General features: G+C 60.0%; 13 protein-coding genes, 1 tRNA gene and 3 pseudogenes. 4 read left to right on the top strand and 13 right to left on the bottom strand.

Annotated elements, in window-relative coordinates:
* Positions 1 to 49: 49 nt before the first annotated feature.
* Both NKH21_RS17090 and NKH21_RS17095 read right to left on the bottom strand, forming a co-directional pair.
* Positions 50 to 565 (bottom strand): TIGR00645 family protein, encoded by a 516-nt coding sequence (locus NKH21_RS17090; protein ID WP_352866311.1) that lies wholly within the window; start codon positions 563 to 565, stop codon positions 50 to 52.
* 239 nt (positions 566 to 804) lie between these two features.
* The gene (locus tag NKH21_RS17095) at positions 805 to 2961 is read right to left on the bottom strand and encodes an OmpA family protein (RefSeq protein ID WP_352866313.1); all 2157 of its coding nucleotides are present in this window, start codon (positions 2959 to 2961) and stop codon (positions 805 to 807) included.
* 235 nt (positions 2962 to 3196) lie between these two features.
* Between NKH21_RS17095 and NKH21_RS17100 the strand changes: the two genes are divergently transcribed.
* Together NKH21_RS17100 and NKH21_RS17105 are read left to right on the top strand one after the other, a co-directional pair.
* Complete coding sequence (locus NKH21_RS17100; RefSeq protein WP_023678278.1) at positions 3197 to 3643, top strand: YcgN family cysteine cluster protein; 447 nt, start codon at positions 3197 to 3199, stop codon at positions 3641 to 3643.
* Positions 3644 to 3867: 224 nt separating this feature from the next.
* Complete coding sequence (locus NKH21_RS17105; RefSeq protein ID WP_023678277.1) at positions 3868 to 4227, top strand: hypothetical protein; 360 nt, start codon at positions 3868 to 3870, stop codon at positions 4225 to 4227.
* 131 nt (positions 4228 to 4358) lie between these two features.
* On the opposite strand, the gene NKH21_RS17110 is transcribed toward NKH21_RS17105, so the two are convergent.
* Positions 4359 to 5069 carry an SIMPL domain-containing protein gene (locus tag NKH21_RS17110; protein WP_352671264.1) on the bottom strand — a complete coding sequence of 237 codons (711 nt, stop codon included), beginning with the start codon at positions 5067 to 5069 and terminating at the stop codon, positions 4359 to 4361.
* A gap of 178 nt (positions 5070 to 5247) precedes the next feature.
* Here NKH21_RS17110 and NKH21_RS17115 point away from each other — a divergent pair.
* Positions 5248 to 5323: transfer RNA gene (locus NKH21_RS17115), tRNA-Ile, on the top strand.
* A gap of 21 nt (positions 5324 to 5344) precedes the next feature.
* Here NKH21_RS17115 and NKH21_RS17120 read toward each other — a convergent pair.
* The 5 genes from NKH21_RS17120 to NKH21_RS17140 form a co-directional block, all read right to left on the bottom strand.
* A complete protein-coding gene (locus NKH21_RS17120; RefSeq protein ID WP_352457555.1) occupies positions 5345 to 6562 on the bottom strand; it encodes a tyrosine-type recombinase/integrase in 1218 nt (405 codons plus the stop codon).
* Positions 6563 to 7232: 670 nt separating this feature from the next.
* Complete coding sequence (locus NKH21_RS17125) at positions 7233 to 8546, bottom strand: HlyD family type I secretion periplasmic adaptor subunit (protein ID WP_352566043.1); 1314 nt, start codon at positions 8544 to 8546, stop codon at positions 7233 to 7235.
* Complete coding sequence (locus NKH21_RS17130) at positions 8524 to 10296, bottom strand: type I secretion system permease/ATPase (protein WP_352866450.1); 1773 nt, start codon at positions 10294 to 10296, stop codon at positions 8524 to 8526. Before NKH21_RS17130 ends, NKH21_RS17125 begins: the two co-directional genes overlap by 23 nt.
* Positions 10297 to 10691: 395 nt before the next feature.
* Complete coding sequence (locus NKH21_RS17135; protein ID WP_352466671.1) at positions 10692 to 11492, bottom strand: M10 family metallopeptidase C-terminal domain-containing protein; 801 nt, start codon at positions 11490 to 11492, stop codon at positions 10692 to 10694.
* A 464-nt stretch (positions 11493 to 11956) separates the two neighbouring features.
* Entirely contained in the window at positions 11957 to 12166 is a 210-nt protein-coding gene (locus NKH21_RS17140; protein WP_352753583.1) for a hypothetical protein, read from the bottom strand.
* 35 nt (positions 12167 to 12201) lie between these two features.
* On the opposite strand from NKH21_RS17140, the pseudogene NKH21_RS17145 reads away from it, so the two are divergent.
* A pseudogene (locus NKH21_RS17145) lies at positions 12202 to 12357 on the top strand (hypothetical protein); the annotation flags it as partial.
* Positions 12358 to 12386: 29 nt separating this feature from the next.
* Here the strand turns inward: NKH21_RS17145 and NKH21_RS17150 are convergent.
* The 5 genes and pseudogenes from NKH21_RS17150 to NKH21_RS17170 form a co-directional block, all read right to left on the bottom strand.
* Positions 12387 to 12648 (bottom strand): annotated as a pseudogene (locus tag NKH21_RS17150) (hypothetical protein); the annotation flags it as partial.
* 8 nt (positions 12649 to 12656) lie between these two features.
* On the bottom strand, positions 12657 to 13619 hold the full coding sequence (locus NKH21_RS17155) for a LysR family transcriptional regulator (protein ID WP_352687762.1): 963 nt from the start codon (positions 13617 to 13619) through the stop codon (positions 12657 to 12659).
* 66 nt (positions 13620 to 13685) lie between these two features.
* Positions 13686 to 14474 (bottom strand): ABC transporter permease, encoded by a 789-nt coding sequence (locus NKH21_RS17160; RefSeq protein ID WP_352483783.1) that lies wholly within the window; start codon positions 14472 to 14474, stop codon positions 13686 to 13688.
* Positions 14475 to 14477: 3 nt separating this feature from the next.
* Positions 14478 to 15389 (bottom strand): nodulation factor ABC transporter ATP-binding protein NodI, encoded by a 912-nt coding sequence (gene nodI / locus NKH21_RS17165; protein ID WP_023719311.1) that lies wholly within the window; start codon positions 15387 to 15389, stop codon positions 14478 to 14480.
* A gap of 43 nt (positions 15390 to 15432) precedes the next feature.
* Positions 15433 to 15678 (bottom strand): annotated as a pseudogene (locus NKH21_RS17170) (carbamoyltransferase N-terminal domain-containing protein); the annotation flags it as partial.
* Positions 15679 to 15683: the final 5 nt, after the last annotated feature.

A 15683-nucleotide genomic window follows, 5' to 3' on the forward strand; every position in this document is an offset into this window, starting at 1 on the left:
GTATCTAGCTACAGAAGTATCTCTCAAAAAGACCGGCACAGACGCGTGCTTATTCCTCGGCTTTCTTGGCTTTGCCAAGACCCATCAGCCGGTCGATATAGGCAAGCATCAGTGCCGAGAGAACGAAGGCCAGATGAATGACGGTCAGCCACATCAGCTGGTCGGTCGTGTAGGAGACCGAGTTCAGGAACACCTGCAAGAGGTGGATCGAGGAGATCGCTACGATTGTCGAGGCGACCTTGACCTTCAGCGAGCCGACATCGATCGTGCCCAGCCAATGCACCTTGCCGTCATTTTCATCGAAGCGGCTGACGAAGTTTTCGTAACCCGAGATGATCACCATCACCACCAGTGAGGCGACCAGCGCGGCATCGATGAGGCCGAGCATTTTCAGGATGGTGTCGGTGTCATCGAGCGTGAAGGCCACGGGAACGAACTCGAACAGCTTCTTGCCGAAGGACACGGCATAGATGGCAAGCGCCGCGCCCAGTCCGAGATAGAAGGCGACCAGCAGCCAGCGCGAGGCGAGAATGATCGATTCGATGGCGAGTTCGAGGCGCTTCATGCGGCGGTTCGGGCTCCGTTGTCGGAGTGCCGTATTTCGGGCAGGCTGCGGCGGTTTGCAAGGTTGCAAAAAAACGAAACCCCGCCGGGGAGGGGAACCGGCGGGGCTCGTGTGTCCCGCTGGAGTCGGGACAGGGCAGGGAACGCCCTTGCCAGAATCTGGGATGGGTAACCGCGCGTTTCAAGATTGATGACCGCGCGATTCAATAGTTGATCAAATCGCGCGGTTCACATTCCGGTTTATTGGGCGCTGGCCACCGGCGCCACCAGCGGGGTAATCCGGCGGATGGCGACGCGGCGGTTCTCGCGGTTGGGTCCCGACGTGTTGACCTTGAGATACTCCTCGCCATAGCCCTGCGTCGTCAGGTTCTCCGGCGGGATGCCAAACGCGTTGGTCAAGGCTTCGGCGACCGCCTCGGCGCGGCGGTCGGACAGAGCAAGGTTCGCTTCCAGTGTGCCGACAGCGTCGGTATGGCCCTCGATCAGGAAGCTCTCGGCCGGGTTTTTCTTCAGCAGCTTGTCCATGGCGTTGGCAACACCCTCCAGCTTCTGGACTTCGGTGTCGGAAATCGAGGCCGAACCGAATTCGAAGTTGAGCGTGTCGAGGTCGATGCGGCGGGCGATGTCGCGCACGCGGGCCGAGCGTTTGACCTCGTCGATCGAATAGAGGCGCTGGACCCTCTCGACCGGCGGACGTTCGAGGAAGGTGTAGTAGTCGTCCGGATCCTCGACCTCCTCGGAATCCAGAATGTATTCCTCCTGCGGGATGGTAAGGCGCATCGGCGGCAGGTCGTCGCCCGGGTCGCGCCAGTCTGCATCATAGTCATAGTTCCGCTCGTCAACATAGCTCAGCACATATTCGCGGCCGTCGGGCGCGATGCGTGAACGCTGGATGACGTCGCCGTAGCGGTTGCGGATAGTGACGATCCGGACACCATTGTCACGCTCGACGATTTCCCGGGTGCGATCGCCCGACAGGTCCTCATAATAGACATTCCTGGCGCCACGATGCATGCGCGGGGCATCGCTGCTTTCGACGAACGTCTGGTTGTTGAACTGGAGGATGACGCGGTCGCCGAATTCCCTGACGACGTTGGCACCCTGGGGACGCGGACGGCGGCGAACATCCTCGATGTCGGGCGCACGCTCGACACGCTTGCCCTTTTCCTCCGTCACCGGAACGATCTTTTCAGGCTTGATCGCCTGCTGGGCCGCCTTGTCGTCGGTAGGTGGCGGTCCCTCCTCGACCGGAGCCGGCTTCGGGGCTTCCACCTGGTTCTCGCCCTGCTGGGCGGGCTGGTTGCCCTGCTGCTTACCGGCATTTTGGCCGCGCTCTTTGCCACCCTTGCGCTTGCGCAAGACATCCTTCTGGCTGTCCAGAACAGGTGCCTCGTTCGGATTGGCCTGGGCTTCACCCTGGACCGGATTTTCACCCTGGACCGGCGCGGCCTGGCCAGTCGAAGGCTGTTCGCCGGTTGAGGGCTGTTGCTCTCCTGTCACCGGCTGTTCGCCGACAGGCCTCTTGCCACGTTTCTTGATCTTGTCCTGGGGCTGTTCGCCCTGGACGGGAGCGGCCTGCTGCTCGGTCGGAGCCGGTTGGGCCTGTGGGGTCGCTTCCTTATTGGTCGGCGCCGGCTGGCCTTCCGGCTCCGTGGCGGGTCCGGTCAATTCAGCAGGCTTCTTGCGCTTGCCCGGCTTTTGTCCCGGCTCGACAGTCGGAGCCTGTTCTGCCGGGGCGGCCTCGATCTGCTGGTTCTGTCTTTGCTTCTTCTTGCGCGGATTGACGTTGGGCTGGTTGTCGTTTGCCGGCGCTGCCTGCTCGGCCGGTTGTTCCGATGGGGCTGCTTCGATCTGCTGCTGATTGCGCCGCTTCTTGCGGGGCTGTTCGGTCTCGGCCGGAGCGATCTGCTCGGTGGGAGATTCCGTTTGCTGCTGCTGATTGCGCCGCTTCTTGCGGGGTTGCTCGGTCTCGGCCGGAGCGATCTGCTCGGTGGGAGCAGATTCCGTTTGCTGCTGTTGGTTGCGCCGCTTCTTGCGGGGCTGCTCGGTCTCGGCCGGAGCGATCTGCTCGGCCGGAGCGGATTCTGTTTGCTGCTGCTGATTGCGCCGCTTCTTGCGGGGTTGCTCGGTCTCGGCCGGAGCGATCTGCTCGGTGGGAGCGGATTCCGTTTGCTGCTGCTGGTCGCGCTTCTTCTTTTTGGGCTGCTCTGCCTGCTGGCTTTGCGCGCAGGCCTCCGCCGACTCGCCCTCGGCGCAATTCGATTGCACTGGGATGAGCGGCGCTGCGGTGCGTTGCACGGGGCTGAATGCGGCAGTGCCTTGCAGCGGGAACGCGCCTAACGGCGCGGACGCCATCAACAGGCCAAGCGCCGTGCCTGCCAGAATCCGTGGTTTCATCATAAACACTCCTTGTGGCGTCCCATCCCTGCCCAAACTTTCAGCAACCATGTTTGGTTCCTGTTTGTAGGTTCTAGCTGTGGCACAGGGCGATTGACCGGCGTTTTGAAGGCGACTTCATGTCATTCGTATGGTCCTGGCGTATGTTCCGGCGTATGGTCCCGGCGTATCGTTCGGACCAGGGTGCACGGTTACAGTGCTTGACCTTGAAGCGTCCGAGGGCCACATGCCGACGATGGAAAAGCCGTTCTGGAAAACCAAGACGCTCGAGGCGATGACCCCGGCCGAGTGGGAATCACTCTGCGACGGCTGCGGCAAATGCTGCCTGTCCAAACTCGAAGACGAGGACACCGGAGAGATATATTGGACCAGCGTCGGCTGCCGGCTGTTCGACGCTGGAAGCTGCCGCTGCTCCGACTATGCCAACCGGCTGGCGCGTGTTCCGGATTGCGTCGGGCTGACGCCGCAGAATGTGCGCACCATCAGCTGGCTGCCCAAGACCTGCGCTTACCGGCTGGTTGCCGAGGGTCGCGATCTCTATTGGTGGCACAGGCTGGTGTCGGGAAGCGACGAGACCGTGCACGAGGCCGGCATCTCGATGCGCGGCCGGGTCAGCGCCAGCGAGACCGACCTTGCCGAGCCGGACGACTATTTCGACCATATGCTCGCGGACGAGCCTTAGGATTTCCTCCGGTAACGAAGACCGGGGACCATGGCAAACGGTACGTTCCCCATTTGCCCTGCATAGAACGGTTCCAGAAACGCAGAGACTAAACGGCTGGCCAATTCTTGCCGCATGAACGGGGGATGAATAGCCGGTTCGCAAAAAATTCAGACAGGCAGGTGCATTCTCCTCCCATCGGTTCGACGAAAACGGGTGGAAACCCTCAACAAGGAGAGAAGACAATGTTCAACACCATCAAGACTGCGGCTCTTTCGGCTCTTGTCGGCCTTGGCACGCTTGCTGCCATCCCCGCTCATGCTGACAGCATCTATCTCGGCTTCGGCAACAACCAGGATCCGCGCGTCGGCGTCTATACCGGCGACGAGGATGATGGTTACTATCGCGAACACCGCCGTCATGGCGGCTGGCGCCGGTCCTGTTCGCCGGAGCGTGCCATCGACAAGGCCGAACGCATGGGCCTGCACCGCGCCCGCATCATCGACATCAACCGCCGCACGGTCAAGGTTGCCGGCCGCCAGTATGGCGATCGCGTCGTGATCGTATTCGCCAACGAGCGCGGCTGTCCGATCATCTATCGCTAAGCCCGTCGGAGCTTTGCGGCCGGCGATCTTTCAGCCGGTAGAGTAGCGGAGTCCCTTTCCGCCAGAACGGAAGGGCGCGGCTCGAAAACCCCGGAGGATCGATCCTCCGGGGTTTTTCATGCGATCGACGACTACTTCAGTTCGAAAGTCACCGTCACCTGCGCGGTGTAGGAATTTTCGCCGGCTTGCACCGGGACCGACGCGCCAGCGGCATCGAATGCCTTGGCGTTGATCGGCATCGGTGGCGGTGCGAAATTCTGGTCGGTGATTTCCAGGACCCGGCCGATGCCGACGCCCGCCGCTTCGGCCAGCGTCTTGGCCTTGGCCATCGCATTGGCGACGGCCTTCTTGCGGGCCTCGGTGACGGCTGCCACCGGATCGTCGTTGGAGAAGGAAATGCCGCCGCCCTGGTTGACGCCGAGCGACACCGCCTTGTCGAGAATGTCGCCGGTCTTGTCGATGTCGCGGATGCGCACCGACAGCGTGTTGGTCACCTGATAGGCGACAAGCTCGGCCTCCTGGCTGCCGTCGGGCTTGTTGGTGTAGTTATACCGCGGGTTGATCTGGAGGCCCGCGGTCTGCAGGTCGCGCTCCTTGATGCCGGACGATTTCATCGCAGCGATCACCGCGGCCATGGCGTCGTTATTGGCATCGAGCGCCGCACGTGCCGTTTTGGCTTCGCGCATGACGCTGAGCGTCAGCAGAGCCAGATCGGGTGCTATCGCCGCCTCGCCTTCACCGGTGACGACGATACGCGGTGGCGGTGGCGAATCGGCGCCGGCCGCGATCGCTGGAAATGCGATTGCGGCGGCAATCGCCAGGGGCAAAATACGTCTGGTCATGAAATCTCCTCGATCTGCGATCCCAAGACAGCCGAGTGGGGCGTCCGGTGGGCGACGTGCAATAGGTTATCAATTTGGGCTGATTTGGGCGATCTCTGCCAGCCCCTGGAACGTCTGCTCGGAAAGCCCCAGGGAAAGCCTTGTGCGGTTCAGGGAAAAACACTAATCCAGCGCCGTGGGGCCTGTAGCTCAATGGTTAGAGCCGGCGGCTCATAACCGCTTGGTTGGGGGTTCGAGTCCCTCCGGGCCCACCATTGGCTTTTGTGGCCGTTGATTTAATTGGATTTTTTGGCCATTTTTGTCCCACCTCTTTCAACCCCCTCAGAAAGTGGGACAATTTTGTTCTCTTTTCGATCGATAACCAGCAGGTATTTCGCCGCTCTCGCTACCTTCCGGCGACGCGCTTTCTTGATGTAGTGGTCGGGCTGCTGGTACGTAGTCCACCCATATATCGCCTTCAGCTGCTCGTGCGTCGCGCCGTTCTCAGCGGCGATCGTCGCGCCGGCCTTGCGAATTCCATGAGCACTGCAGTGCGGCAGCTCAGCTTGATCACACCACTGGCGCATCTTGTTGCCCAGACCGTTCTCCGAGAACGGGCGACCATACTCATTGACCAGGAAGGTCATCTGGTCGGAGGGCGTGTGCTCAAGTTCCGCCTCTAGTTCGGGCAGAAGCGGGAGCTCCACCAACACCGCATCCTTGTTACGACTGGTCTTCCCAGGCTTAATTCTGATCCACTTCTCCCACTGCTCGGTCTCCTCGTTGTAGACGAGCGTGATGTGCTGTCGACCGAAGATCGCGACGTCGGACAACCGCAGGCCAGTAAACATGAAGATCGAGAGCGCACGTCTGGCTGCGGTACCCAGCGGATGCCGCTTCTCATATTGAACGATCTCCGACACGTCCCATGGGTGCCAGCCGTCGCCGCTCTTTAGCCGTCTGATGCCGCGGGCGGGATTGGAGTCGACGCCCGGAATCTCTGTGTCCTTTGCCCACTCAAACATCGCGCTGATGGCTTTTACGATATTGTTTGCCGCGCCAAGGGCGTCGAGCCTGGTGTCCCTGATCTCCTTAACATGAGACCGTTTCATACCGGCGAATGGCAGAGATCCCTTGGTGGGATACTGAGGATCCGGGTCACCTTCGAGGGGATGAGGTAATTCGCATACGCGCTCCAGAATTGCTCGTCGGCGCGCCATAGTGTCTTGGGTGATTTCCGTGCCGCCCCGACGGTAATACTCCTGGCAAAGCCACAGCAACGTGCCTTTCTTCGCTGGCTCGGAAGGCTTGGGGAGGCGCCGGCAAATCTCGGGAAGAGTGCCGGGCCGAACATAAGTGACCTCGGCGCGCGCGCACCGCAGTTCCTCGAGGAACTCGTCGCTGCCGGTCGGTTCACGGAGCCGGACCTTCTTCCGACCCGGTGCGCGAAAATAGTACCGATCATTGCCGTGGCGATCAGTGTCCTTCACTACGCCCTTAAGATCGATTTTCACGGGCTCATCCGTCATGTTCGTGGTTTTCGATCCCAAGGATTGTCTAGTGGCGGCGAATCTTCGTCAAGCTTTGGTGCTCCTCCGATTTGGCGGTGAGGGAGCTTTCGAAAGGCCAATACAAGTTCCTCGACGTCCCAAACAATGCGCCCCTTGCTCGGCATTCGTGGCTGCGGCATCCGGCCGTCCTGGACCATTTCATCAAAGGTCGTTGAGCTTACGCCGATGAACGTCGCAGCCTGCTCGCGATTGATTCCTACCGGCGGGAGCGAGGGCGGCAAGACGCTCGGGGTGCGTAGCATCGGTTTAGCGCGTTGAAAGCGCGTTTTTGACGCCTGCCTGTCTTCCTATGTACCTGTCCGAATATTGCAGACGCTCAATCATGTCCTAGCTCTGTGCTTGCAGGCTCACCCTAGGTCTCCAGACCTAGGATCGCTCAAGACACCGGACTCTTTTCCAGCCTTTGTGTACGATGATGGGTATCTTAATGCGCTCGAGGCCAAGAACTGAATGGTCGGCGACTTGGAAGGGCAAAATGACCGCGGAACCACGAATCTGAGTCAGAGGCGGAATCCAACTGAGGAAAGTATGGCTGTGTTTTCAGACGGTTATGACTCTCATGCATGCGTAACAACCAACAAGAATACAAATAAAATATTTCTGTGGATTACTTTCATTCCTCATGGAATGCGCGACTGATTTGGTCCGACAGCGGCTTCACAAAATAAGAAAGCGCCGTACGCTCGCCCGTCTGGATCATCGCTTCGGCCGGCATGCCGGGCACGAGCGTCAGGTCCTTGAGCTTCGTCAGTTCCGCATGCGGAACCGACAGACGCACCAGGTAATACGAAACGCCGTTTTTTTCGTCCGTCGCCAGATCGGCTGCGATCCGGCTGACATATCCGTTCAATACCGGCGTGGTCCTCAGATTGAAGGCTGACATCCGCAGCACGGCCTTGTGACCAAGCTGGATTTGGTCGATGTCCTTCGGGGTGATTCGTGCTTCAAGCGCAAGATCGTCGCCTTCCGGCACGATTAGCATAATCGGATCGGCGGGCGTGATCACTCCTCCGACCGTATGAACTGCGAGTTGTTGAATGGCGCCTGACTGCGGCGCGACAATATCGATCCGTCGCAGTTCCTGTTCAGCCGCCACCTTGCGCTCAACATACTCCCCAACCTGCGCCTGAACCTCTCTGAGCTCCTGGCCGACTTCCGTCTTGAAATCCGGATCGATCTGCAGGATCTGCAGGCGCGTTTCGGCTATGCGGGCTGCCGTCTGTGCCTGATGTGCAATCTTCTCACCGCGTTCGCCGCCGAAAGTGGCAACCTGCGTCTTCAGGCTGTTCAAGCGTTGGTCCGAGACAATGCCTTGGTCGCGCAGCCCACTCAGGGCAGCAATTTCCTTTTGGAGAATCTCGGTGCTTTTCTCAGAAGCGATTTCCTGCGCCTTGAGCCCCTCGATCTCGTGCTCATATTGAGTGATGCGTTCCGCTAGCTGCGCCTGCCTTCCGTCGCGGGATTGTCTGCGGAATTCGAACAGCCGCGTCTCGCCATGTACTGCCGAAGCTACGTCCGGAACATCTCTGCGGGCGAGCAGCCAGTCCGGGAAGGCGATCTCCGCCAGATCGTCACGCTCAGCTTCCAGTCGTGCCAGGTTGGCGGCCAGCTCATCGAGCCGCTTGGTGACTACAGCGAGAGTGGCGCGCGTCTGGGTGGCGTCGAGCCGCATGAGGATGTCGCCGGCTTTTACTTTATCACCTTCGCTCACCAGGATTTCTCCCACCACCCCGCCCGTCGGGTGCTGCACCTTCTTCACATAGGAATCGACGACAAAGTGTCCGGACGCGACAACCGCACCGGAGAGATTCGTGAAGGCCGCCCAGGCTCCGGCTCCTCCAACAAAGATCACGCTCGCCAGAAGGCCCGCCACCAGGTGCCGGCGAATGGAGCTGGAAACGTCATTATTCTGATGAATGCCGGCCACCGGGATCCTCCATGTCAGCGCGCTCTCCCACGTTATCCTCTGTAGACTCGATGGCCTTGACGCCAGCGCCTGGTGCCATCGCTGCCCTCTTCAAGACTTTGGAAAGCGCTTCATCACGCGCACCGAATGCTCGCTGCCGTCCACCTTCCATGACCAACACAAAATCCACGGCGCGGATGGCGCTCGGCCGATGGGCGACGACAACCGCAATGCCCTTGCGCCCGCGCACGGAGGCGATCGCCTTGACGACCGCAGCCTCGCCTTCCGCATCGAGATTGGCATTGGGTTCATCCAGCACAACAAGGAAAGGGTCTCGATAAAGAGCACGGGCAAGACCGATACGCTGGCGCTGCCCGGCGGAAAGTGCCGATCCGGCCTCACCAATCGGAGTTTCGTAGCCGTGCTCAAATCGGAGGATCAGTTCGTGCGTGCCCGCTGCTTTCGCCGCGGTGACAATAGCCTCAGGGTCAGGATTATCTTCAAAACGAGCGATGTTTTCGGCAATGGTGCCGTCGAATAGTTCAACACCTTGCGGCAAATAGCCGATATGACGGCCTAGCGCTTCCCGGTCCCATTGATCGAGGCTTGCGCTGTCGATGCGAACCTTTCCGGCGACCGGCGCCCATGCGCCGACGATGGCGCGCGAGAGTGTCGACTTGCCCGAACCCGATGCACCGATGATCCCGAGTGCGCTTCCCGCCTGAACGGCAAACGCAAGGCCGGTCACGGTCGGCTTCCTTTCGCCGGGCGGAACGATTGTCACGCCTTCGAGGCGGAGTTCGCGTTCAGGTGCAGGCATTGGCATAACAGGAGCGGTTTCAGGAACCTTTCCCAAGAGGTCCTCCAGCCGCGCCCAACCCTGGCGCGCCATGAGGAAGGGTTTCCAGCTTGAAATGGCCAGATCGACCGGAGCCAGCGCACGCCCCATCATGATCGAACTGGCAATCATGACCCCGGCCGTAGCCTCCTGCCTGATGACAAGGTACGCGCCGACGGCAAGAATGGCCGATTGCAGCAGCACGCGCAACGACTTTGCAATGCCACCCAGCCCACCTGCCACGTCCCCAGCTTTCCGGTTGGCGGCCAGATACTCGGCATTGGCCTTGTGCCATCGGGCAGCGATCCGCTTTCCGAGACCGAGAGCTTGCACGACCTCGGCATTGCAACGCGCTGCTTGCAGTAGGCCATTGCGCACCATGTCGTGGGCAATGGTCTCGCGTATCGGCCGTTGCGAGAGAGTGTTGGTAAGAAGTGTCAGAGATGTGAGACCGATCGCCCCGATAAGTGCCGTCATGCCGATCCAGAAATGAAGGAGGAAGCAAATGGCAAGATAAAGCAGCATCCATGGCAGATCGAAGAACGCTGTCGGACCGTTTCCACCTAAGAATCCGCGAATATTGTCGAGGTCGCGAAGCGGCTGCAAGCCGTCGCCCGGCATGCGCGTTAAAAGCGGAAGGCGAACGATCGCATCGTGAACGCGTCCGGAAAACTGTTCATCGAAACGCTCGCCAATCCGCAGCAGCACGCGGGCGCGCAAAACGTCGAGCAGGCATTGGAACGCATAAAGCCCTGCAGCAAGCACGACGAGCCCCACTAGCGTCGATACGCTGCCACTTGCCAGAACGCGGTCGTAGACCTGAAGCATGAACAGCGGCGAGATCAGCGCAAGCACGTTGACCACGCCGCTGATCAACAGAATTCCCCAAATAGCGGAAGTCAGAGGGAAAGGTCTCAAAGCTGAATCCTTCAAGGAATGGTTACTCACGTAGGTCTCCGTGAGGATCTGGCGACCCAGCTCCCTATATTGCTCCCCGAGCGGCAACCGACTGCATCCGCTCGCTGATTCAGGATCAGTGCTCCCGCCGAATGTGTTTGGTTTGGCATCTAATGGAGCGGGTCAACAACAACACCGTCCGGCTGAAGGTTTGGAAGGGCAACGTCATCGTGGCCGGCCGCAAGGGCCCGAACAGGCTTCCGCCTCCACGCCTTCAGGGAGATTTCGGTGTACGACCAGCGCGACGTGCAGGGCTTCGTCAAGCTGTACACGCTGCGACTGCTCCCGGGCGCCCCGGCCCATCGCAAGTAGCGGAAACGGAAAGCGCCCGCCCAGGGGGGCGGGGCGCTGTTCCGTATGGGTTTTCTGGATCAAACGAAGGTGAAGTCCGACGCGGTCAGGCCTAGGTCGGCCACGGTGACCACACCGCCCAGGTGGGCGAACTCATGCGCGCTGTTGTCGGCGGTGACATAGGCCAGAGTTGCGACTCTGTCGGTGTAGCTGCTTTGGTAGACAATGATGTCGCCGGCGTGCTCGCCGGAGATCGCACTCGCGGCTTCAGAAGCAGAGTTGAAAGATTCGCCAGTGATTACCACGACGTGTTCGCCGTTCGCACCCGAGGCCGCACCACTGTAGAAGCTGCTCACCGGGTAGCCGGACTGTATGCTGGCGTTGTTGACGAAGTTCGCGCCAAAACCGTCGTTGTAGAGGCCCACCGCATCGAAGGCGAACTTGTCCTCCGCCGGGTTGAAATCGGTGATAGTGGTAATGTCCGGCTTCGACCCGACACTCGGGTCGACCCCAGGCACCGGATTGTGGAACTGGAACACGAACGTGTCATTGTCGGTGCCCCCGGTCAACCTATCCTGGCCGTCACCCACGTAGAGGACATCCTGGCCGGGACCGCCGCTGAGCCTGTCATTGTCCTCACCGGAGATGCGCGCGTTGAAGCGGCCGTTGTCGCCGGAGAGATCGTCCCAGCCATCTCCGCCGAAGATGCGGTCGTTACCCTTGCCGCCAATGGCTCGGTCACTGCCCTGGCCAGCCGAGATCTCGTCGTTGCCGGCACGACCGTCAATCCAGTCATTGCCCTGGAAACCCTCCATCCAATCTTCAAGCTCGGTGCCGAGGAGTGTTTCGGAATCCGGGCCACCCTCGATAATCTTTGCCATCAAAAATACTCCTAATGATGCACCCTGCCTGACGCGTTTCATATTCCTCATCGGATAATTAGAGAAATCGATTGCTTGGATAGACACACATTTACGAGATGGATGCACTCACGTTCACTTCGCCCTTCTGCTGAGCAGTTGCGGGCTCGCTGGCGGCCGGGAAGCTGGTCGCCCAAGCAATCGATCTGAAGATTCGACACTCAAACCGGACCAGGACAACACTTCGTAACGGGGCCGTCCTGGTTGGGCCCCAAACGTCTCTCTGTTTGCTCGACGCCGGCATACCCGCACCGTGAGCGCTGGACGAGGACAAGTTCCGCTGGCGGAGAACGGCGTGATCGGCTTGCCGCGCCGAAACTGATGGCGCTCGTCGAAGGCATGGACTGGACACGCGTTCGAGCCGAACGGCGACGGCGTCCGGCCGGAAGGCGGTGGCGAAGTGACTCAGGCGCAAAAGGCGGGCCTCAGGCCGTGCAAAATAAGCTCCTGTCGGCGTCATGACGAGAAGCGCTTCGGCCCGTCCCCACGAAATCGATCCGCTCAAGGCGATGTTCGTCGCCATGGCGGCGGAGAAGGCCGAACTGCAACAACTCCGGAGCGAAACACTCAAGGCCGAGATCGTCCGGATGGCGACACTCAACGAGCGTGCCCAGGAGAGGATCGCCGACCTTCATGGGATCGTCAAGCAGCTGGAGCGCGCCGCTTCGGTCGCAGCTCCGAGAAGCTCGAACGTGCCCAGCAGGCCTTCGCCTTCGAAATCCAGACCGGGCTCGGCGCGATTGAGTCCGAGCTCGAGGCCGCAAGACCGACAGGCGAGCCGCGACGTGCTGCGCGACCGCGCAAGGCGTTCCCGGCGCATCTGGAGCGGGTCGAGATCGTCATCCAGCCCGAGCCATGGCGGAAGAAGCGCTCCCGCAGCCAATCGTCCAGTCCGTCAAACGCGGTCGGCCGCACAGGCTTGCGAAACGGAACAGTCCCGCCCTCGCTTAGATACCGAGGCACCGTGTTGCGAGCGCACCCGAATTCGTTCGCCCGTCGGTTCCCCAGCCAAGCTCATGCAGCGGCAGCATCGCTGCCACCTCTTCAGGTGAAGGATCTGCTCTCCCTGCATCGTTCTCGACAATGCAGGAATCGCCCAATCCCAATCGCCATCCATGCCTCCTCTCATAACCGAGGGGTCGTCGGCCGACAACTGAGACGTCCGGTGCTCTTAGGCGGGGTAATCATACGAGATGCCTCCTGCAACATCATTTCCCGCATCCATAGGCTTGCCGGATCATTATTGTGAAACGCAGGCCATTGGACGGCCTCCGTGAATGCGGCAGGAAGTGGCGGCGGAAGTTCGACAATCCGCAGGGGTGTTGTTTTTGCGAAATGCTGCGCCAGCCGTAAGGGCATTGTCCCGATGCGGTTGGTGCCTGATAGAAGGGGCGGGATCATGCTAAAGCCCTGTACGACGACCTCGATACGTCTCTCGAAACCGTTCTCGAGCAAATACCATTCCTCGATGGAGGGCTGCCGGGTGTCCCCGAATTTAAGCACAACCTGCCCCATCGACAAGTATCGGTCGAATGTAAGTGGCTCTGACAGCTGCTTGTTCGTGCCGCAGCCTACGCATACGAGTATATCTTCGAACAGGGCTGCGCGAGGATGTTTCGACATGAACACTTCCGGCATAATCAGAAAATCAACGTCGCCGCGCCGGAGAAGCTCCTCGGGGTCGTCGGAAATAAGCAGACATTCGAAGCGGACGGCGGGAGCTTCCCGCGCAGCACGCTTTACGATCTTCTTAAAAAATACGAGTGTGAGGTAATCGGAAAGGATGATGCGGAAGCGACGATCCGATCGGGCCGGGTTAAAGGCGTCCCAGGAAATAATCGACAGCTGGATGTGCAGCAATGCCTCCCGGACTGCTGTGGCGAGCCCCTCCGCGCGCGGTGTCAAAATGAGTTCGCGGCCGTTCATCGTAAATAGCTCATCGCTGAAATAGGCGCGTAACCGACCGACGGCGGCGCTCATGGCCGGCTGACTCAGGTTAATACTGCGGGCCGCGGCGGTGACTTTACGCTCCCTGATCAAAGCGTCCAGCACAACCAGGAGATTTAGATCGAGTCCCTTAAAACGCATGTATTGACCTATCCGACGCGTGGATGGGTATCGCCCAAAGAATCAATTTTACGAATGGTAAGTGCGTCAACGCATCAGCCGACGACGAAATAGAGCAACCGATAGGAAGAACGGCAAAACCGTGTATATGCAAAGCGCGCCGATATGCAGGCCCATGCTGCCGGCCGGACGGCCAAGCATCGCCGGACGAATGAGGTCAATTGCATGTGCGAGCGGCAACAAGGAGGCGACGTCCTGAAAAGCGCCGGGCAATTGGTTGACCGGAAACATCGCGCCGCAAAGGAACAGCATGGGTGTTACAACAAGCGTATTATAAAATATGAAATATTCATAACTGGGCGCAAGCGCCGTGACGACCATCGCTAGACTCGCGAAGGCGAGGCCACTGAGAGCGATGACTGGCAGCAAGCAGAGGATGGATGGCCACGATGTGTAGCCGAGCGTGGTGGCAACAATAGTGATTGCTGTGCCCGCCATCAGGGCCTTGGTGGCTGCCCACGCCAATTCGCCGAGTAAGATATCGCCGAGCGTCAGCTGAGTGCATAGCATTCCTTCCCAGGTGCGCTGGTTGTCCATGCGGCCGAAACTCCCGTAAACCGTTTCAGCAGTGGCCGATGCCATCGCGCTTGTGGCAACCATGCCAGCCGCGAGAAACGCAATGTACGAAGTGCCCTCAACAGGACCTATCATTGTTCCGATGCCAAAGCCGAGACCGAACAGATAGATCATCGGATCGGCGAGGTTGCCGAGAACCGATGCAAGCCCGATTTTCTTCCATCCAAGATAGTTGCGGCGCCAAACCGCGACCCAATTCCACGCATTGGCGGGCATGGCCGCCGCATAACGTTCGCCCATTGTTCAGTCCTCCATCTCGCGCCCGGTTAGCCGCAAGAACACATCCTCGAGATTGGGGGGACGCTGCAGAAGGCGCAGACCGGCGCGCCCGCGTAGCTGCACCAGCACCTGCTCCGGATCGGGTGCATAGCAAAAAAGCGTCTCACCGCTCACCTCGATGCGCTGTGCGTACGGCCGGATCAGCGCACCCAGTTCATGCGGATTGCCGCCGTAGACCTCGACCACGTCACAGCCGATCTGCTCGTCAATGAGTGCGGACGGGCGGCCTTCGGCGATCTTGCGCCCCTCCTCCATAACGCACAGCCGATCGCACAGCCGCTCGGCCTCTTCCATGAAATGGGTAGTCAAAAGAATAGTCTTGCCCCGCGCCAGCAGCGATCGCAGCCGTTCCCAGATCAGGTGGCGGGCCTGCGGATCGAGGCCGGTGGTCGGCTCGTCCATCACCAGCAAGTGCGGGTCATTGATCAGCGCACGCGCGAGCGTCAGGCGCCGCTTCATGCCGCCGGACAGTTCGGCGACGCGCGCATCCGCTTTGTTCTCGAGGCGGGCGAACTCAAGCAGCGACGGTATGACCGCTTCGATCTGGCGTCTGCTCATCCGGAAGTAGCGCCCGAACACCAACAGGTTCTCGCGTACAGTGAACGCGGTATCAAGATTGTCGAACTGCGGGACCACGCCGATGCGCATACGTGCCAAACGCGCGCGCGCCGGCACTGGAGCGCCGAGCACAGTAATCTTCCCCGCATCAGGCGATGTCATGCCGAGGACCATACGCGCAATCGTGCTTTTGCCCGCACCGTTCGGTCCCAAGAGCCCGAAGCATTCCCCCGCCGCAACGCGGAACGACAGTCTGTCGACAACGAGCTTGTCATAAGTTTTGCTTACGTCAGTAAGATCGATCGCTACCATGGACATGGGTTCATTTTACCGAGAGGGACGCCAAGACTGGCGGTTGCTTGGTTGCCTGCCGGACCTGAAACTGTGACTCGTCTTCGCCATCCCAGCCGTCGATAACGAACTGATCGACATCACAAGGATTTAGCCCCTGTTCCGCCAAAGCGGCGACAATTACGTCGAGATTATCGATGGTTTGATAACGCGGATTGTTGTGCCGCTTTTCCTGCTCAACGCAGAAGACGAGCCGTCCATCCTCGACAAGGGCGATCGCCCCATCATGGGTCAGCTTGGTACCACAGATGCGCATAGTGT

The organism is Mesorhizobium sp. M1329 (assembly GCF_040318035.1).
Lineage (GTDB): Bacteria > Pseudomonadota > Alphaproteobacteria > Rhizobiales > Rhizobiaceae > Mesorhizobium.